This is a genomic window from Actinomadura geliboluensis, assembly GCF_005889745.1.
Lineage (GTDB): Bacteria > Actinomycetota > Actinomycetes > Streptosporangiales > Streptosporangiaceae > Spirillospora > Spirillospora geliboluensis.
In genome coordinates this window covers 1-17,661 of record NZ_VCKZ01000174.1, presented here as the reverse complement: position 1 = coordinate 17,661, position 17,661 = coordinate 1, and the positions used below count along the sequence as shown (strand labels likewise).

The 17,661-nt window shown below is 69.9% G+C and carries 16 protein-coding genes; 12 read left to right on the top strand and 4 right to left on the bottom strand.

The genetic code is table 11. The annotated features are described in order from the left end of the window. The first annotated feature begins 114 nt into the window (after positions 1–114). From ETD96_RS22865 to ETD96_RS22820, 10 genes are all read left to right on the top strand, one after another. Entirely contained in the window at positions 115–1,224 is a 1,110-nt protein-coding gene (locus tag ETD96_RS22865) for a zinc-dependent metalloprotease (RefSeq protein ID WP_138638520.1), read from the top strand. A 48-nt stretch (positions 1,225–1,272) separates the two neighbouring features. Continuing rightward, the gene (tilS, locus tag ETD96_RS22860) at positions 1,273–2,268 is read left to right on the top strand and encodes a tRNA lysidine(34) synthetase TilS (protein WP_138638516.1); all 996 of its coding nucleotides are present in this window, start codon (positions 1,273–1,275) and stop codon (positions 2,266–2,268) included. Between the two features lie 125 nt (positions 2,269–2,393). Continuing rightward, positions 2,394–2,957 (top strand): hypoxanthine phosphoribosyltransferase, encoded by a 564-nt coding sequence (hpt, locus tag ETD96_RS22855; RefSeq protein WP_138638515.1) that lies wholly within the window; start codon positions 2,394–2,396, stop codon positions 2,955–2,957. 467 nt (positions 2,958–3,424) lie between these two features. Then, positions 3,425–5,428 carry an ATP-dependent zinc metalloprotease FtsH gene (ftsH, locus tag ETD96_RS22850; RefSeq protein ID WP_138638514.1) on the top strand — a complete coding sequence of 668 codons (2,004 nt, stop codon included), beginning with the start codon at positions 3,425–3,427 and terminating at the stop codon, positions 5,426–5,428. A 59-nt stretch (positions 5,429–5,487) separates the two neighbouring features. After that, positions 5,488–6,069, top strand: a complete 582-nt coding sequence (gene folE / locus ETD96_RS22845; RefSeq protein ID WP_138638519.1) for a GTP cyclohydrolase I FolE — start codon at positions 5,488–5,490, stop codon at positions 6,067–6,069. A gap of 154 nt (positions 6,070–6,223) precedes the next feature. Then, positions 6,224–7,180: a dihydropteroate synthase gene (gene folP, locus ETD96_RS22840; RefSeq protein WP_387078187.1), complete on the top strand. Its 957-nt coding sequence runs from the start codon at positions 6,224–6,226 to the stop codon at positions 7,178–7,180. Further along, positions 7,177–7,614, top strand: coding sequence for a nuclear transport factor 2 family protein (locus tag ETD96_RS22835; protein WP_138638512.1), 438 nt, complete (start codon positions 7,177–7,179; stop codon positions 7,612–7,614). Before folP ends, ETD96_RS22835 begins: the two co-directional genes overlap by 4 nt. Further along, complete coding sequence (gene folB / locus ETD96_RS22830) at positions 7,611–7,976, top strand: dihydroneopterin aldolase (RefSeq protein WP_138638511.1); 366 nt, start codon at positions 7,611–7,613, stop codon at positions 7,974–7,976. The genes ETD96_RS22835 and folB overlap by 4 nt, the downstream gene beginning before the upstream one ends. After that, positions 7,973–8,560: a 2-amino-4-hydroxy-6-hydroxymethyldihydropteridine diphosphokinase gene (folK, locus tag ETD96_RS22825; RefSeq protein ID WP_138638510.1), complete on the top strand. Its 588-nt coding sequence runs from the start codon at positions 7,973–7,975 to the stop codon at positions 8,558–8,560. Before folB ends, folK begins: the two co-directional genes overlap by 4 nt. Then, on the top strand, positions 8,557–9,063 hold the full coding sequence (locus ETD96_RS22820; RefSeq protein WP_138638509.1) for a DUF3180 domain-containing protein: 507 nt from the start codon (positions 8,557–8,559) through the stop codon (positions 9,061–9,063). Before folK ends, ETD96_RS22820 begins: the two co-directional genes overlap by 4 nt. A 25-nt stretch (positions 9,064–9,088) precedes the next feature. Here ETD96_RS22820 and ETD96_RS22815 read toward each other — a convergent pair whose 3' ends face one another. After that, on the bottom strand, positions 9,089–10,237 hold the full coding sequence (locus ETD96_RS22815) for an NADH-quinone oxidoreductase subunit D (protein ID WP_138638508.1): 1,149 nt from the start codon (positions 10,235–10,237) through the stop codon (positions 9,089–9,091). Positions 10,238–10,601: 364 nt separating this feature from the next. Between ETD96_RS22815 and ETD96_RS46825 the strand changes: the two genes are divergently transcribed. After that, positions 10,602–10,982, top strand: coding sequence for a PH domain-containing protein (locus ETD96_RS46825; protein WP_240808042.1), 381 nt, complete (start codon positions 10,602–10,604; stop codon positions 10,980–10,982). Between the two features lie 404 nt (positions 10,983–11,386). Then, positions 11,387–12,532 (top strand): PH domain-containing protein, encoded by a 1,146-nt coding sequence (locus tag ETD96_RS22800; protein WP_240808040.1) that lies wholly within the window; start codon positions 11,387–11,389, stop codon positions 12,530–12,532. Between the two features lie 142 nt (positions 12,533–12,674). Here ETD96_RS22800 and ETD96_RS22795 read toward each other — a convergent pair whose 3' ends face one another. The 3 genes from ETD96_RS22795 to ETD96_RS22785 form a co-directional block, all read right to left on the bottom strand. Next, positions 12,675–13,538, bottom strand: a complete 864-nt coding sequence (locus tag ETD96_RS22795) for a polysaccharide deacetylase family protein (RefSeq protein WP_138638506.1) — start codon at positions 13,536–13,538, stop codon at positions 12,675–12,677. Positions 13,539–13,691: 153 nt separating this feature from the next. Further along, positions 13,692–15,506 carry a fatty acyl-AMP ligase gene (locus tag ETD96_RS22790; protein WP_138638505.1) on the bottom strand — a complete coding sequence of 605 codons (1,815 nt, stop codon included), beginning with the start codon at positions 15,504–15,506 and terminating at the stop codon, positions 13,692–13,694. Positions 15,507–15,512: 6 nt separating this feature from the next. After that, a complete protein-coding gene (locus tag ETD96_RS22785; protein WP_205719412.1) occupies positions 15,513–17,456 on the bottom strand; it encodes an acyl-CoA dehydrogenase family protein in 1,944 nt (647 codons plus the stop codon). Positions 17,457–17,661: the final 205 nt, after the last annotated feature.

The following is a 17,661-nucleotide window of genomic DNA, read 5'->3' as shown; positions in this document are numbered from 1 at the left end:
GGTGTGTGGGCCAGTCCGTACGGGAGATAACCAGAACGGTTGTTCGTTGAACGACCCAGTAGGGGCGCTCCGGCGCCGTCTCCGAAACGTACGGTGGAGTACATGAGCGCCTCGATGATCGACTGGAACATGGCCGTTCAGGCCGGGACCCGGCTCGTGAGGCCGGGACCGCAGGTCAGCTATGACGAGGCCCGCGAGGTCGTGAAGGAGCTGCGCGAACTTTCCAAGATCGCCCACGGGCATGTGCGGGACTTCACCGGCATGGCGTCCGAGCTCGACCCGGATCCGGCGACGGTCGTGGACAGGCCCGGCTGGATCCGCGCGAACGTGGACGGCTTCCGGGTGGTACTGGAGCCGCTCATCGAGCAGATGTCCGAGCGGCGTGGCCCGGGGCCCCTCGGCGGTGCGGGGAACATGGTCGTCCAGGCGGTGGGTTCCCGTGTGACCGGCATGCAGGTGGGCGCGATCCTGGCCTACATGGCGAGCCGTGTTCTGGGGCAGTACGAGCTTTTCTTGCCGCCGGACCCCACGGGACGCACGGCGACGGGGCGTCTGACCCTGGTCGCGCCCAACATCGTCCATGTCGAGCAGGAGTTGGGCGTGGAGTCGCGTGACTTCCGCCTGTGGGTGTGCCTGCACGAGGAGACGCACCGTGCCCAGTTCACCGGCGTCCCCTGGCTGCGCGAGTACGTCCAGGACCAGATGACCAAGTTCCTGCTCGCGTCCGACCTCGACCCCGGCGCGATGCTCGACCGCATCCGGGACGCGGCCGAGGCCGTCGCCGACGCGGTCCGCGGCGGCGACGCCAACCTGATCGACGCGATCCAGAGCCCGGAGCAGCGCGAGATCCTCGACCGCCTGACCGCCGTGATGACCTTGGTGGAAGGGCACGGCGACTACGTGATGGACGCCGTCGGCCCGGAGGTCGTGCCGTCCGTGCAGCAGATCAGGTCGCGCTTCCAGGGGCGGCGTGAGGGCGGCACCAAGCTCGACAAGACGATCCGGCGCCTGCTGGGCATCGACCTGAAGATGAAGCAGTACGCGGAGGGTTCGCGGTTCGTGCGACGGGTCGTCGCCGAGGTGGGCATGAGCGGCTTCAACCAGGTCTGGCAGTCGCCGGAGACCCTTCCCACGCACGACGAGATCAAGGAACCCGCCCTCTGGATGGACCGGGTGGTCGGCCCCAGGGCCCTCGACGCGCCGCCCAAGGCCAACGAAGCCTGAGCCAAGCCGAGCCCCTGCACGGCCCCGTGGGGTGGTAGACGTTTGTCCATGGGGCCTGATCCGGCAGTGGCGGCGGTTCGTCTCGCGGTGCGGCGAGTCCTCGCCGACCTGCCGGCGGACGCTCTGGTGCTGGCGGCCTGCAGCGGCGGCGCCGATTCCCTGGCGCTCGCCGGTGCGCTCGCCTTCGAAGCGCCCAGAGTGGGACGCCAGGCCGGGGGCATCACGATCGACCACGGCCTACAGGACGGTTCGGACGAGCGTGCCGACACCGTAGTCCGCACCATGGCGTCTCTCGGGCTAGATCCAGCGGGCTCTATCGCGGTCACCGTCGATGGGCCGGGCGGCCCCGAGAGCGCGGCTCGTGATGCTCGCTACACCGCTCTGGACGATGCGGCCCGTCGGCTGAGTGCAGCGGCCGTCCTTCTAGGCCACACCCAGGACGACCAGGCTGAGACGGTGCTGCTGGGTTTGGCGCGTGGTTCCGGTGCGCGGTCGCTGTCCGGCATGCCTGCCGAGTTCCGGCGGCAGGGCGTCCTGTACCTGAGGCCCTTGCTGGGGCTGGATCGGGCCACCACGCGCAGGGCCTGCACGGCGATGGGGCTGGACCCCTGGGACGACCCCCACAACGTCGACTCCGCCTATGCGCGTGTGCGCGTCCGCCATGAAGCCCTTCCCGCTCTGGAGAAGGCCCTCGGCCCGGGAGTGGCCGAGGCGCTGGCCAGGACGGCCCGGATGCTGCGTGACGATGCCGACGCCCTGGACGACCTGGCGGCCCGCGCGTTCACCGACCTGGAGGCCCCAGAGGACGGCTACAGCGTGGCTCTGAGGCTGGAGGGGCTCGATGACCTGCCCAGAGCCGTCCGTACGCGGGTCTTGCGGATGGCCGCGGTGAAGGCCGGAAGCCCACCGGGTACGCTCGCGGCGGTTCATGTCGATGCGGTGGACCGGCTGGTCACGGCCTGGCGCGGCCAGCGGCACGTGGATCTGCCCGGGGGGCTACGCGCCGTCCGGCGGTATGCGAAGCTGCTGTTCGGCCCGGTTTGACGCGCGCCGTGTGCGGATCGTCGCACGGTGTGTCCGCCGTGCGTATCGCGTACACGCGCGCGCGGCGGTGTCCGTCCCGCGTCCGTCCCACCGGACGGGCGAAACTGAGCGATGAGGGTGGGGTTGTGGACGAGAAGGACCTGGGCGCCGACCTGGCGAAGGTGCTGATCCCCGAGAGCGATCTGCAGGCCAAGGTGCGGGAGCTCGCCGGGCAGATCGACGCCGACTACGCGGGCAAGGACCTGCTGCTCGTCGGGGTCCTCAAGGGCGCCGTCATGATCATGGCGGACCTGGCGCGGGCACTGCACACGCCCGCGTCGATGGACTGGATGGCGGTGTCGTCCTACGGCTCGGGCACGAAGTCGTCGGGCGTCGTGCGCATCCTCAAGGACCTCGACACCGACATCATCGACCGGCACGTCCTGATCGTGGAGGACATCGTCGACTCCGGCCTGACCCTGTCGTGGCTGGTGAGCAACCTTCTCTCGCGCGGGCCGGCCTCACTGGAGATCTGCGCGCTGCTGCGCAAGCCGGAGGCGGTCAAGACCGACCTCGACGTGAAGTACATCGGGTTCGACATCCCCAACGAGTTCGTCATCGGGTACGGGCTCGACTATGCGGAGAAGTACCGGAACCTGCCGTTCGTCGGCACGCTCGCCCCGCACGTGTACGGCGGCGACGGAGCCTGACCGTCCCGGCCGGAGGGGCGCTCCACCGTCCTCGGCGCCGCCCAAGCGCCCTGAATGGCTCCCAGATGGCCGCAGAGCCCCCAAGGGCACTGGTTTCGCCTCGTTCCGGCACCGGTCGCAGGTGCTGGTCACGGGCGCGCTCACGGGCCCTTCCACGGGTCTACGGACCACCCAGGGAACAAGTAACCGTGACGAATCGTTGCAAGGATCGTTGACGGGTATATGGAAGGGATGCGGGAGAACGGCGTCGGCTGCGTCTCCTGCGCCTGCGGTGTACCGTCGGTGTCCCGGACCCTGGGTTCGGGGAGCCATATGAGGGAAGCCGCCACGGTGGGTCCGAAGCCCTGGCGACGGGCCTTTCGTTGGACGCATTGTTGGTCGCAGTGGCGTTCGTCCCCCCGGGACGGGCGGGGATCGCACACAGACGTTGGTCAGGAGGGACGGGCCCCGTAGGGGTAACCGGATAAATGGACGTGAAGCGCTACTTTCGCGGGCCGCTGCTGTGGATCCTGCTGTTCGGCATCTTGGTTGCCCTCGTCATGTGGGGCGTCAACCCCGGCCGTTCGTTCGAGAAGGTGGACACCTCCAAGGTGGTCCAGGAGATCGACGCGGGCCAGGTGAAATCGGCCAAGATCGTTGACAAGGACCAGCGGATCGAGCTGACCCTCAAGAACGACAAGCGGCAGCAGGCATCCTGGGTCGACGGCCAGGGGCTCCAGTTGCAGCAGCAGCTGCAGAAGCAGGTCGACGCCGGCAAGCTCCCCGGCGGTTACAACGTCGATGTCCCCAAGCAGAGCTTCTTCCTGAACCTGCTGTTCAGCCTGTTGCCCATCGTGGTGATCGTGCTGATCTTCCTGTTCATCATGAACCAGATGCAGGGCGGCGGCTCTCGGGTGATGAACTTCGGCAAGTCCAAGGCCAAGCTCATCACCAAGGACACCCCGAAGACCACCTTCGCCGACGTGGCCGGGGCCGACGAGGCCCTGGAGGAACTGGAAGAGATCAAGGACTTCCTGCAGAACCCGGCGAAGTTCCAGTCGATCGGCGCCAAGATCCCCAAGGGCGTGCTCCTGTACGGCCCGCCCGGCACCGGTAAGACGCTGCTGGCGCGCGCCGTCGCCGGTGAGGCCGGCGTGCCGTTCTACTCGATCTCCGGCTCCGACTTCGTGGAGATGTTCGTCGGCGTCGGCGCCTCCCGCGTCCGCGACCTGTTCGAGCAGGCCAAGACGAACGCCCCCTCGATCATCTTCATCGACGAGATCGACGCCGTCGGCCGGCACCGCGGCGCCGGGCTCGGCGGCGGTCACGACGAGCGCGAGCAGACCCTCAACCAGCTGCTGGTCGAGATGGACGGCTTCGACGTCAAGGGCGGCGTGATCCTGATCGCCGCGACGAACCGCCCCGACATCCTGGACCCGGCGCTGCTGCGTCCGGGCCGGTTCGACCGGCAGGTCACCGTGGACCGCCCGGACCTGGAGGGCCGCAAGGGCATCCTGCGGGTGCACGGCCGCGGCAAGCCGTTCGCGCAGGACGTCGACCTCGACGTCATCGCGCGGCGCACCCCGGGCTTCACCGGCGCCGACCTGGCCAACGTCATCAACGAGGCGGCGCTGCTCACGGCCCGCTTCGACCGCAAGCTGATCGACATGGACACCCTCGAGGAGTCCATCGACCGCGTCATGGCCGGGCCGGAGCGCAAGACCCGCGTGATGTCGGAGAAGGAAAAGAAGATCATCGCCTACCACGAGGGCGGGCACGCTCTGGTGGCGCACGCGCTGCCGAACTCCGACCCGGTGCACAAGGTGACGATCCTTCCGCGCGGGCGGGCCCTGGGCTACACCATGACCCTCCCGATGGAGGACAAGTTCCTCACCACGCGCTCCGAGATGACCGACCAGCTCGCCATGCTGCTCGGTGGGCGCACCGCAGAGGAACTGGTGTTCCACGAGCCGACCACGGGCGCGGCCAACGACATCGAGAAGGCCAGCTCCATCGCGCGCAACATGGTGACCGAGTACGGCATGAGCGAGCGTCTGGGCGCCCGTAAGTTCGGCTCCGGTCAGGGTGAGGTCTTCCTCGGCCGCGACATGGGGCACGAGCGTGACTACTCCGAGGACATAGCGTCCGCGATCGACGACGAGGTCCGTCGCTACATCGAGGCCGCGCACGACACCGCGTGGGAGATCCTGGTCGAGTACCGGGACGTCCTGGACGAGCTCGTCGTGAACCTGATGGAGAAGGAGACCCTGTCGAAGGACCAGGTGCTGGAGATCTTCGCGCCGATCCAGAAGCGGCCGCACCAGAACTCCTACACCGGCTACGGCAAGCGCCTCCCGTCCGACCGTCCTCCGGTGCTGACGCCCAAGGAGCTGGCTCTGCTCGGCCCGCAGGACGTCACCGACCTCACCAAGAACAACGGCCAGGGCGGTGTCGCCTCCGAGGCGGTCGACCCGTCCCAGGGTGAGAGCTGACCGTTTTGGCGATTCCGTACGACGAGGCGCCGCTCGAGAATGACCCGCCGGCCGAGACCGTGCACGGCGGGCATTTCGACCACGCGCGCATCGAGAAGGCCGTCCGCGAGATCCTGATCGGCATCGGGGAAGACCCCGACCGGGACGGGCTGCGCGACACTCCGGCGCGGGTGGCGCGGGCGTACGCGGAGCAGTTCGCGGGTCTCCGGCAGACGCCGGAGGACGTGCTGACGACGGTGTTCGACGCCGACCATGAAGAGATGGTCCTGGTGAAGGACATCGAGGTCTACTCCGTGTGCGAGCACCACCTCGTGCCCTTCCACGGGGTGGCGCACGTGGGGTACACGCCCAACAAGAAGGGCCAGATCACGGGGCTGTCCAAACTGGCCCGCCTGGTGGACGTGTACGCCCGTCGTCCGCAGGTGCAGGAAAGGCTCACCAGCCAGGTCGCGGACGCGCTGATGCGGGTGCTGGAGCCGCGCGGCGCGATCGTGGTGATCGAGGCGGAGCACCTGTGCATGACGATGCGCGGGGTGCGGAAGCCGGGCGCGAAGACGGTCACGTCGGCGGTGCGCGGCGACTTCCGCGATCACGCCGAGACGCGCGCCGAGGCGATGAGCCTGATCCTCGGGCGTCACTGACCGTCCGGGTGCCCCGTGGGTCCCCAAGCGATCGAACGGGCCTCAGCGTCGCGCTGAGGCCCGTTCTGCTGGTTCCCGAGGGGCGGAGCGGACGGGCCGGGCGGCGGGAGCCGCCGCGTCGAACCCATGACTCCAAGGCATAAGGTGGGGTGACATGACCAATGCCGTAGTTCCGGGGCTCCCCTCGCCGGGGCGCTGCCTCGTCATGGGCGTGGTCAACGTGACCCCGGACTCGTTCTCGGACGGCGGGGCCTGGTTCGATCCCGAGAAGGCCGTCCGCCATGGGCTGGACCTCGTCGCGGAGGGCGCCGACATCGTGGACGTGGGCGGCGAGTCCACGCGGCCCGGTGCGCAGCGTGTGTCGCGCGAAGAGGAACTGCGCCGCGTGGTCCCGGTCATAGAGGCGCTCAACGCCGAGAACGTCCCGGTCAGCGTGGACACCATGCGGGCGGAGGTCGCGGAGGCCGCCGTAGGCGTGGGGGCCCGGCTGGTGAACGACGTCAGTGGCGGCCTCGCCGACCCGGACATGCCGCGCGTGGTCGCCGCCGCGGGCGTCCCTTACGTGGTCATGCATTGGCGCGGCCACAGCCATGACATGCAGACCCGTGCCATCTACGCGGATGTGGTCCGCGAGGTGCGCGATGAGCTTCTGCAGAGGGTCGATGTAGTCCTGCGCGAGGGCGTCGACCCGTCGATGATCGTGCTCGATCCTGGGCTCGGTTTCGCCAAGAGCCCCAAGGCCGGCCACAACTGGAGGCTCCTGGCCCGGCTCGACGCGCTGACCGCTACCGGGTATCCCGTGCTGGTCGGTGCGTCGCGCAAGAGCTTCCTCACGAAGCTGCTGGCCGACCCAGATGGGACGCCCCGCGCGTTCGCCGAATGCGACGACGCGACGGTGGCCACCACGTCGCTGGCGGCGGTGGCCGGGGCTTGGTGCGTACGGGTTCACAGGGTCCGCCCCAACGCGGACGCCGTTCGCGTGGCGGCCGCCATCAACGCGGCCCGCCTGCCCGACGAGGGGCCGTTCGGCGAAGTGCACCGGCTCAAGGACGAAGACTCGGAACCGGCCGCGGCGGACGGTCGCGCCCAGCAAGGGGGACACCGCCCATGAGCCGTGCCGTGAACCGCGCCGACGTGGACGAGGTCCACGCCGAGTTCTACGCCGCGTTCGAGGCCGGCGACTTCGACCGCATGTCGGCCGTGTGGGCCGACGGTCCGTACGCCTCGGGCGTCTCCTGCGTGCATCCGGGCTGGACGATGCTGCGCGGGCGCGAGGAGGTGCTGCGCTCCTGGGCGCTCATCATGGCCAACACGCCTTACATCCAGTTCGTGCTGACGGACGTGGAGACGGACGTGTACGGCGACCACGCCGTGGTGACGTGCAAGGAGAACGTGCTCACCGCCGATGAGGAGACGGAGACGGGGTTCCTCGCCGGCGGCAGCATCGTGGCGACGAACGTGTTCATACGGACCGGTGGGGAGTGGCGGCTTCTGCTCCACCACGGTTCCCCCGTCCTCAACGTCGTGGACGCGGAGGAAGAATGAGCCTCGACCGCATCGAACTGCGCGGCCTGCGGGCCCGGGGACGACACGGGTGCCTGCCGGCCGAGCGCGAGCTGGGCCAGGAGTTCGTGGTGGACGCCGTCCTCGGGCTCGACACCCGCCCCGCCGCCGCCGGGGACGACCTCTCGCGTACCGTCGATTACGGGACGCTCGCGAGCCGTCTGGTCGCGGTCGTCGAGGGCGAGCCCGTCAATCTCATCGAAACGCTGGCCGACAGGCTGGCGACAATATGTCTGGAAGATGGGGCGGTGTCCGAGGTGGAGATCACCGTCCACAAGCCGAGCGCGCCTGTGCCGCACCCCTTCACGGACGTCGCCGTGAAGATCAGGAGGAGTCGCCCATGACTGCGTCCGACCGCATGCCCGACCGCACCGCCACCGGCGGGCACATGCTGGTCCAGCACCGTGTCGTGTTCTCGATCGGCAGCAACCTCGGAGACCGGCTGGACAACATCCAGGAGGCGGTCGACGCGCTGTTCGACGCGCCGGGGCTGAACTACGTGGCGGTCTCCCCCGTCTACGAGACCGCGCCCTTCGCCCCTCCCGGGGAGACCATCCCCGAGCAGGGCGACTTCCTCAACATCGTGCTCGTGGCCGACACCCGGCTGCCACCGGAGAACCTGCTGGAGCGCGTCCTGAACATCGAGAACTCGATGCGCCGGGAACGCGAGGTCCGCTGGGGGCCGCGCACGCTGGACATCGACATCGTCGTGTTCGGCGACGTCTCGTCCGACGACCCCGACCTGACGCTCCCCCACCCGCGCGCGCACGAGCGCGCGTTCGTGCTCGTGCCGTGGGCCGACATCGAGCCGGACGTGCTGCTGCCCGGGCACGGCCGCGTCGGTGACCTCGCCCAGGCCAAGCAGTCCGAGGGTGGCCCGTCGGCCGTACGCCGGCGGGAGGACCTGGCACTCCAGCAGCCTGCATGAAGCCGTCCCGCCCGCTGTTCCTGCTCGCCCTGGTCGTCGTCATCGCGGTGGTCACCTGGGCGGTGCTGCGTTCGGCCTACATCTCGCTGCCGCCCCTGCCGTGGACGGCGGTACCGACGCTGCTGCTGCTCGCCCTGGGCGAAGCGTTCACCGGCTGGAACGTGCTGCGCCGCATCCGCCGCAAGCCCGACAGGGGCCGCGCGCCGGAAGCGGGCCGCAGGACGCCCAAGCCCATCGAGCCCATGGCCGTGGCCCGGCTGGCCGCTCTGGGCAAGGCCAGCGCGCACTCCGCCGCCGTCATCGCGGGCGTGTTCGGCGGATTCGCCGTCAGCCTCGCGTCCCAGCTCGACAAGCCGACCCCCCGGCACGACTTCTTCGTCAGCGGCGGCACGTTCCTGGCGGCGGTGGTGCTGGTGGCCGCGGCGTTCTTCCTGGAGTACGCGTGCCGCGTGCCCAAGGACCCGGACGAGGAGGAACGCGACCGCCGAGCCTCCCGCGCCTAGGCTTCGGACCTCGCGTCGCCGGGGGTCATTTGTCGATGTCGCCGACCACGAAGAACATCGAGCCGAGGATGGCGATCATGTCGGCGACCAGGTTGCCCGGCAGCAGCTCGGTGAGGACCTGGATGTTGTTGAAGGAGGCGGAGCGCAGCTTCATGCGCCACGGGGTCTTCTCTCCGCGCGACACCAGGTAGTAGCCGTTGATGCCCAGAGGGTTCTCCGTCCAGGCGTAGGTGTGGCCTTCGGGGACCTTCAGCACCTTCGGCAACCGCTGGTTGATCGGGCCCGACGGGAGTTCGGCGATGCGGTCCAGGCAGGCGTCGGCGAGATCCAGGGACGCGTGTACCTGGTCCAGGAGGCATTCGAAGCGCGCCAGGCAGTCGCCTTCTGTGCGGGTGACCACACGGACGTCGAGGTCGCCGTAGGCCAGGTAGGGCTCGTCCCGGCGCAGGTCGAAGTCGACGCCGGACGCGCGTGCGATGGGGCCCGACACCCCGTACTGGAGGATCTGCTCGCGGGTGAGGACGCCGACGCCTCGTGTGCGCGCGCGGAAGATCTCGTTGCCCATGATGATGTCGTCGATGTCGCCCATGCGGGAACGGACCTCGGCGACGGCGGTCCGCGCGCGCGCCGTCCAGCCGGCCGGGAGCTCGTCCTTCAGGCCACCGACCCGGTTGAACATGTAGTGCATGCGTCCACCGGAGATCTCCTCCATCACCCGCTGCAACGTCTCGCGCTCGCGGAATGCGTAGAAGATCGGTGTGATGGCGCCCACCTCAAGGGGATATGAGCCAAGGAACATGAGGTGGTTCAGGATCCGGTTCAGTTCGGCGAGGAGGGTTCGCATCCATACGGCGCGTACGGGGACCTCCATGCCGAGCATGCGTTCGACGGCGAGGACGACGCCGAGCTCGCTGGAGAAGGCCGACAGCCAGTCGTGCCGGTTCGCCAGGACGATGATCTGCCGGAAGTCCCGGACCTCGAACAGCTTCTCCGCACCCCGGTGCATGTATCCGACGATGGGCTCGGCGGCGGAGATGCGTTCGCCGTCCAGCGTCAGCTTCAGCCGGAGCACCCCGTGCGTGGACGGGTGCTGCGGGCCGATGTTCAGGGTCATGTCCTCGGTGGCGAGCTCCTTGGCGCCCGCACCGATCCCGACGATCCGCTCGGTGGTCATGGTCGCGCCTCCGCCGCTCCGATCACCGCTTCATGGTCCCATGGCGAGCGGTACTCGTTTTCCGGTTGACTAGGGGGCAATGAACGCGAGCCACGGCGAACCGCCGTACGAGCCCGCCGCGCAGCCTGGGCCCCAGGACGCGGCGTACCCGCCCGCGCCCTCTGCCCCGGGACCGGGCGGCCAGCCGCCTGGTCAAGTACCGGCACACTACCCGCCGCAGCAAGGGCAGCAGCAGACGGCGCCCGCCTACCGGGCGGACCAGGCCTTCGCGCCTGGCAGCGGCCTCCACTGGGCGCCCATTTCCAAACGCCATGCCTGGCACAGGCTTCTCGCCGCCGTTCTCTGGGCGATCCCCATCGGCGGTGTGGGCGCGTTCATCGTGTGGCGGAACGGTGGCACGGTCGCCGCCGCCATGTGGATCGTTGCCGTCGTCCTTGGGGCCGCCCTCACGTGGCTGGTCGCCGAGCTCGACCGCCGGGCCTTCGGGTATGTCGAGCGCGCGGACGACCTCATCGTCACCCATGGCGTGTTCGTCAAGCGCCTCATCGTCGTCCCCTACGGGCGGATGCAGTTCGTGGACGTCACGGCAGGGCTTCTCGAACGGTGGATGGGAATCGCCACCGTCCGGATGCACACCGCCGCCGCGGCGACGGACGCGACCATCCCCGGCCTGCCCAGCGCTGAAGCCGCGCTGTTGCGCGACCGTCTCGCCCAGAAGGGCGAGGAACGGAGCATGGGGCTATGAGTGGCCCTTATGGCCCCCCGTACGGACCCCCGGGCCCGCCCGGCCCGGGTCCTGGCCCAGGCCCGGGGCCTTATGGTCCGCCGCCAGGACGTCCAGGTCCCGGCCCTTACGGACCTCAAGGACGTCCAGGGCCGCCCTATGGCCCGCCACCGCATCCGCCGTACGGGCCCCCTCCGCGGCCTCCTTATGGTGCGCCGCAACCTGCCTACGGGTACGGCCCGCAGCGTCCTCCAGTCCGTTTCTCTGAAGGCACGCACCGGCTCCACTGGGCGACGGCACCGCTGCGCGCCTTCATCTTCCTCATCATCTACTTTGTCCTGCTGGGCTTCCCGCTACTGCTGACCCAGACGGAAGACGGCATCACCCTGGCTCTCACCCCGGAGGTGATTGTCAGGTTCCTCGTCGTGACCGTTCCCATGGGGTTCATCGCGGTGGGGTCGGGTCTCTGGACGTGGCTCGCACTCCGTTTCCGCATCGACAACGACGACCTCGTGGTCGAGACCGGCATCCTCCGCAAGAACAAGCGTCGCATCCCGCTTTCCCGCATCCAGGCCATCGACCTCGTCCGCCCACTGGTGACGCGGGTGTTCGCGCTGGCGGAAGTGCGCGTGGAACTGGCCGGCGGCGAGCAGAGCGAGATCGCGCTCCGCTACCTGGGGCGGAACTCCGCACAGCAGCTGCGCGCGGAACTCCTCGCGCGCGCCGCGGGCCTCCCCGGCCACACGCCGGAGGCACCGGAAAGGCACGTGTGGCGCGTCCCGTTCGGCGTGCTGTTCGCCTCCCTCGTGGTGAAGCTGCCCGTTCTCGGGACGGTCCTGCTCTTCATGGCCTCGCTCATCTTCCTCGTGATGTACGCGGAAGGCGGCATGCTGGCGGTCACCATCCCCGTCCTGCTCGGCCTCATCCGCGCTGTCATCGCCCCGCTCGTGATGTACGCGAACTTCACGGTCGCGATGTCACCGGACGGCATCCGCCTGCGCTACGGGCTCCTGGAGACCCGCATGCAGACGCTGCCGCCGGGCCGCGTGCAGGCCGTCAGCATCGTCGAGCCGATGATCTGGCGGAGCCTCGGCTGGGCCCATGTCGAGGTCACCGTCGCGGGGTACGCGGGTGAGCGCCAGGCGCTGTCCTCGACGCTGCTCCCCGTCGCGCCCCGCCATGTCGCCATGCACCTCGTCTCGCAAGTCTTCCCCGGGACCCACGTGGACGCCGTGCCTCTCGTCCCCGCGTCCTCCAAGGCCGTTGCGATCGACCACGCGGACGGTGCCGGAACGGACGATGTGGTGTTCGTGACCCGGCACGGCTGGCCCTGCCGCCGCACCGACGTGATCGCACACGCGCGCGCGCAGAGCGTCCGGCTCACGGTCAACCCGTTCCAACGCTTCCTTGGGCTGGCCACCGTTCACGTTGATGCGCCACCAGGGCCGGTACAAGTGGCGGCCACGGACCGCGAACTGGGCGAGGCCCGCGCGATCGTGGAGAGCACTGCCCGCCGGGCCCTGGCCGCCCGCCGCGCCGGCGGTGGCGACCCCACCCACTGGGCCCGCTGACGGCGTTTTCCACAGAATCTCGTTCTACTTCCATGCCGCGTCGCAGCCCGTGACCATGGGAACCGGTCGGCCCGCCCGGAGGGGGGCGGGCCGACCGCCATCGCCCGCCGCGGATTCGCCGCCGGGGTCGATCCGCCAGGGGTCAGGGTGCCACCGCGACCGCATGGAAGGAGGTGTCGCCGAAGGGAATCTTCCGCGGGGTGAAGGCGATCTTGCCCGGGCAGAGGCCGCGGTCCCGGAGATCGCTCACGATCCGCGGTACGGCGTCGACGGACGCCTGAGCCCAGTCGTGCATCAGGAGGATGCCGCCCGGCTGCAGGGTGCGGGCGGCAGCGACGATCTCGTCCGTGCTCGCCCCGGCCCAGTCCCGGGAGTCGACCGTCCACAGCACTTCCAGGACCCTCAGACGCGCCTCGTCCCGCCTCACCTGGTCGCTGGTCTCGCCATAGGGCGGACGGAACAGCGTGGGCCACCGGCCGGTGATGCGGCGCAGGGTCAACTGAGTGCCGAGGATCTCCTTGAACGCGGCGGGCTCGCCTAGATCGGGCAGATGGGGGTGGGTGTTCGTATGGTTGCCGATCCACATCCCGGCGCGCTGCTGGGCACGGACGAGGTCGGGCCGGGCCTCGGCGTTGTTCCCCTGGTTGAAGAAGGTGGCCCGGGCGCCGGCGGCCCGAAGCCCGTCCAGCAGCGCCGGCAGCGTCGACGCGGTAGGGCCGTCGTCGTAGGTGAGCGCGACGTACCCGTTCGGGCATCGCGATTGGTGGTCCGAGTTGGTGACGGCCGCGTGCCCGACCGCGGGCACCCGCTTGTTGGGACGGTCGTGCTGGATGATCTGCCGTCCGCGGATCAGGCCCTCCGTCTCCAACCTCGACAGCTCCGAGTAGAGCTGCTGCGGTACGGCATGCCAGAAGTTGGAGACCGACAAATCGAAGATCTTGGCCAGCTGGTAGCCGCTGTACTCGCCGTCGAGCAGCGCCGCCAGCACCGCGTGACGTAGCGCCATCGGCCTTCTCTCCCCGCCTTGACTCAGGGTTGCGACCGACGTTATCAGACAAAGACATGATTAGTCATGCTTTTGACTAGGATTGGTCGAGGGGAATTTCTGGATCTTCGGAATTGCAGGTCATGGGGGTCATGACGGCCGTGCGGGCGGCGGTCATGCGGGGGCCCGCCGGAGTTCCGCGACGCCCGGTTCGAGGTCGTCCGCGAGTGCGGTGATCTCCCCGGCGAGGAACGCCTCGCGGGTCAGCCGGCGCTGCATCTTGCCGCTCGTGGTGCGGCGCACGGTGCCGCGCGCGGCGAGCACGACGCTCACCGCGGGCAGCTCGAACGCCCGTGCCACACGGGCCTTGAGGAGCGCCGCCAGCTCGTCCAGGGGCGTGCCCGCGGCCGCCCGCGTGCTGATCTCCTGGACGAGGACGACGTGCTCCCGGCCCGCGTCCAGCCCGCCGTCCGGCCCCCCGTCGAGCGCGCCGTCGAGGGCGAACGCGGCGCCGACCAATGCGGCCGGATGGGCCGCCCGCGCCGCCTCCTCGATGTCGTGGGCATGGATATTGCGGCCGTTGACAATGATCAGATCCTTGATCCTCCCGGTGACGAAGAGTTCGCCGCCGAGCTGGAATCCGAGATCACCGGTACGCAGATAGGGGCCGTTCCCGGAGTCCGTTCTCGCCCGGAAAGTCGCGGCGCTTTCCTCCGCGCTTCCCCAATAGCCCCGTGCGACGCTGCCGCCCCGCACCCAGATCTCGCCGACGCGCCCCTCCGGGCGCTCGGCGCGGGTGTCGGGGTCGACGATCCGCACGTCCAGCGTGACGGGCCGGCCGCTGCTCACCAGCCGCCGTACGGGCCCCGGTCCGGTGCCGGGGACGGCCTCGTCCTTGGTGAGGGCGTCGGCGTCGAAGTCGCGGATCACCGGGCCGCCGCCGAGCGGCGCGCCGGTGACGAGCAGCGTCGTCTCCGCCATCCCGTAGCAGGGCATCCACATCTCGGGCCGGAACCCGACCGGGCCGAACCGCTCGGCGAGGGCCTCCAGGGTCGCCGCCCGCACCGGCTCGGCGCCGTTCTTCACCACCGTCAGCGACGACAGGTCCAGCCCGTCCAGCTGCCGGTCGGTGACGCGGCGCAGGGCCAGCTCGTACCCGAAGTTGGGCGCCACGGTGATCGTGCCCCGGTACCGGCTGATCAGCTCCAGCCACAGCACGGGGCGCTTGATGAACGTGATGGGCGAGGTGAACACGTACCGGCAGGCGAGGTAGAGCGGCTGGAGGAACTGACCGACCAGCCCCATGTCGTGGTAGTGCGGCACCCAGCCGACGCCGATCGTGTCGGGCGAGCCCTCGATCCGGCGCTTGATCTCCTCGCCGTTGCACAGCAGGTTGCCGTGGCTGACCATCACGCCCTTCGGGTCGCTGGTCGAGCCGGACGTGTACTGCAGGAACGCGAGGGTGTCGGGGCCGAACTCCGGCGGCGACCAGTCGCCCGGATCGACGTCCTTGCCCGCCTGGGTGTCGAGGCAGTGCAAGCGGCTGCGCAGGCCCGCCGCCCGCAGCCACGCGTCGAGCGTGCCCCGGTGGGCGGTGTCGGTGAGGATCAGCGCGATGTCGGCGTCCTCGATGATGCGGCGAGTGCGCCCGAACCGTCCCGCGTCCAGGTCGGGCAGCGGCGCCGGGACGGCGATGACGCGCGCGTACAGGCACCCCAGGAACGCCGAGATGAACTCCAGGCCCTCCGGATACAGCAGCAGGACGGCCCTGTCCCGCAGCCCGCGCGCCTCCAGGCGGCGGGCCAGCGCGCGCGCCTTGCGGTCGAGTTCGGCGAACCCGAGCACGTTCTCCTTATAGGTGCGCCCGGCCCCGGGGGGTGCGGGGGGTTGCCCCCCGGAAGAAGACGCCTCGCTGATGAAGGTGAACGAGCGGTCGTCACCGTGGGTCCGGATGTTGTCCCGGACCAGCGACACGAAGTCCGTGTACACGGCCTATCACTCGTCCTCGGCGAGAGAGAGCAGGGAGAACCAGCGCCGTTCGTCGAAGCCGCGGAACATCACGTCCTCCAGCGACGGGAGGAACTCCTCCGACAGGACGGCGTCGGGCTGCGCGCGCTGGAGCAGCCGCTGCAGGCACAGCACGAGCCACTGGCCGTCGGCGAACGCCCCGCCGAACGCGTGCCTGTTGTGCAGCCACGTCAGCATGCACGACGACATCGCGTGCAGCTCGCAGTACCGCTTGGCGCGGGCGAGCGCGGCGACCGAGGAGATGTCGCCCTCGCTCGTCCGGATGCCCTCCTCCACCTTGGCGCGCAGCCCGCCGATGCTGGACGTGAGGTCCTTCAGCTCCGCCGCGACGCCGGGCGCCGCGTGCGCGTTCGCCGCCGCCAGGACCTGCTCGGCGAGCTGCTCGAACCGCTGCCCGACCTCGTCGCGCCCCTCGTTGGTGAGCTGGAGCAGCCGCCCGTCCGGCTCCCAGGCGGGCGGGGTGCGCGTCCAGCAGAACAGGTCGGCGAGCAGCTCGTCCTCGCGCCCGGTCTCCTCGGGCGGCTCGATCAGGTACGGGAGCTGCCCGGCCACGTTCGCCAGGTTCACGTGCGTGGTGCCCTCGAAGATGCTCGCGATCGCGTGGTCGCGCTGGAGCTTCTGGAACACCCCGTGCGCCACGCCCTCGCGCAGGTAGCCGCGCGCGGCGAGGACGGTGCCGATGCTCGCCACGACCTCCTCCCCCACCACGGGGACGAGGTACTTCACGATCGACGACCACAGGCTCAGCCGCCCCGGCGCCACCGTCAGGCAGCGCGCCACCGGGATCGCGACGCACTCGGCGATCAGCAGGTCCAGATGGGCCTTCAGCAGATGGTCCCGGATGACGGGGATCTTGTAGATGTCCGAGCCGTAGAGGGTGCGCTGCCGGGCGTACTCCATCCCGATCCGCACGACCGCGTCCATCGTGCCGACCGACAGCGCCGCGATCGCCGTCCGGGTGATCTGCAGCGTCTTCAACGTCTGGACGAGCCCGGACCCGCGCCGCCCGATCACCCGGTCGGCCGGGACCCGCGCCCCGGAGAACGCGACGCCGGACAGGTCGTGGCCGCGCAGCCCCACCGTCCGGACGGGCGGCAGCGTCGACCAGACCGCCGGGTCCAGTTCCCGCTTGTCCACCAGGATGAGGGAGAAGTCGCGCGGGCCGGTCCTGGCATAGGTGGTCACAAACCGGCCGCGGGTGGCGTTGCCGACCGGCCACTTCACGCCCGTCAGCACCAGCTCGTCGCCCTGGATCTCGGCCTCCGACTCCGACGCCATCACATCGCTGCCGTGGTCGGCCTCCGAGACGCCGAAGCAGGCCAGGTCGCCGCGCAGCACCCCGTCGGCGACCGCCTTGCGCTGCCACGAGTTCCCCCACAGCCACACCGGGTTCACCGCGAGCAGCCCCGACCCGTACATCACCGCCACCGTGACGCTGCGGCGGGAGATGCCGCGGGTCACGAAGAACAGCTCCTCCAGGGTCGACAGCCGTCCTCCGAGCGGGGCCGGCACCAGGTACGCCGGAAAGCCCCAGGCCCGGACGGCGTCCACGGCGCCCGGCGGCAGCTCGTCGCGCTCCTCGGCCTCCACGATCGCCTTGTAGGAGAACGGCCCGGCCTCGTCGTCCATCGGATCGCCGAGGTAGCCGTCCAGGTCGGCGGCGATCCCGTGCGCCGGGGACAGCCCGGCGGGCGCCCGGCCCGGCGGCGGCGGGCTCCCGGACGCCTGCCGCGCGGACGCCTGCCGGTCGGGGGTCTGCCGGTCGGGTGCCTGCCGGTCGGGTGCCTGCCGTGCCGGTGCCGGCCGCGCGGGCGCCGGGTCCGTGGACGCCGGCCCGGCGGGGGCGGGGTCCGCGAGCGCCGGAACCGCGCGTGCGGGGCTCACGGGGTGTGCGGGGACCTTACTGTCCATCTTTCCTTCCACTCCCTTTGATCCTCGGTCGGCTCCAGCGGCCGCGCCGTCCGGCCGCGCCGTCGGCCGCGCCCGCTGATCGGCGCGCCCTAGGGCCTGTCTCTTATAGACATCTCCGAGCCCACTAGACCCTAAAAAAAAAAAAAAATATATCTTAAAGCATTGTCTATTTTAGAAATACTCTTTGCTCTTGGCACTTATTTGT

Bases quoted from the DNA above. Each gene is read 5' to 3' on its own strand.
- ETD96_RS22865 (WP_138638520.1), top strand. From the start codon at position 115: ATGATCGACTGGAACATGGCCGTTCAGGCCGGGACCCGGCTCGTGAGG.
- tilS (WP_138638516.1), top strand. From the start codon at position 1,273: ATGGGGCCTGATCCGGCAGTGGCGGCGGTTCGTCTCGCGGTGCGGCGA.
- ftsH (WP_138638514.1), top strand. From the start codon at position 3,425: ATGGACGTGAAGCGCTACTTTCGCGGGCCGCTGCTGTGGATCCTGCTG.
- folP (WP_387078187.1), top strand. From the start codon at position 6,224: ATGACCAATGCCGTAGTTCCGGGGCTCCCCTCGCCGGGGCGCTGCCTC.
- ETD96_RS22835 (WP_138638512.1), top strand. From the start codon at position 7,177: ATGAGCCGTGCCGTGAACCGCGCCGACGTGGACGAGGTCCACGCCGAG.
- folB (WP_138638511.1), top strand. From the start codon at position 7,611: ATGAGCCTCGACCGCATCGAACTGCGCGGCCTGCGGGCCCGGGGACGA.
- folK (WP_138638510.1), top strand. From the start codon at position 7,973: ATGACTGCGTCCGACCGCATGCCCGACCGCACCGCCACCGGCGGGCAC.
- ETD96_RS22820 (WP_138638509.1), top strand. From the start codon at position 8,557: ATGAAGCCGTCCCGCCCGCTGTTCCTGCTCGCCCTGGTCGTCGTCATC.
- ETD96_RS22815 (WP_138638508.1), bottom strand. From the start codon at position 10,237: ATGACCACCGAGCGGATCGTCGGGATCGGTGCGGGCGCCAAGGAGCTC.
- ETD96_RS22795 (WP_138638506.1), bottom strand. From the start codon at position 13,538: ATGGCGCTACGTCACGCGGTGCTGGCGGCGCTGCTCGACGGCGAGTAC.
- ETD96_RS22785 (WP_205719412.1), bottom strand. From the start codon at position 17,456: ATGGACAGTAAGGTCCCCGCACACCCCGTGAGCCCCGCACGCGCGGTT.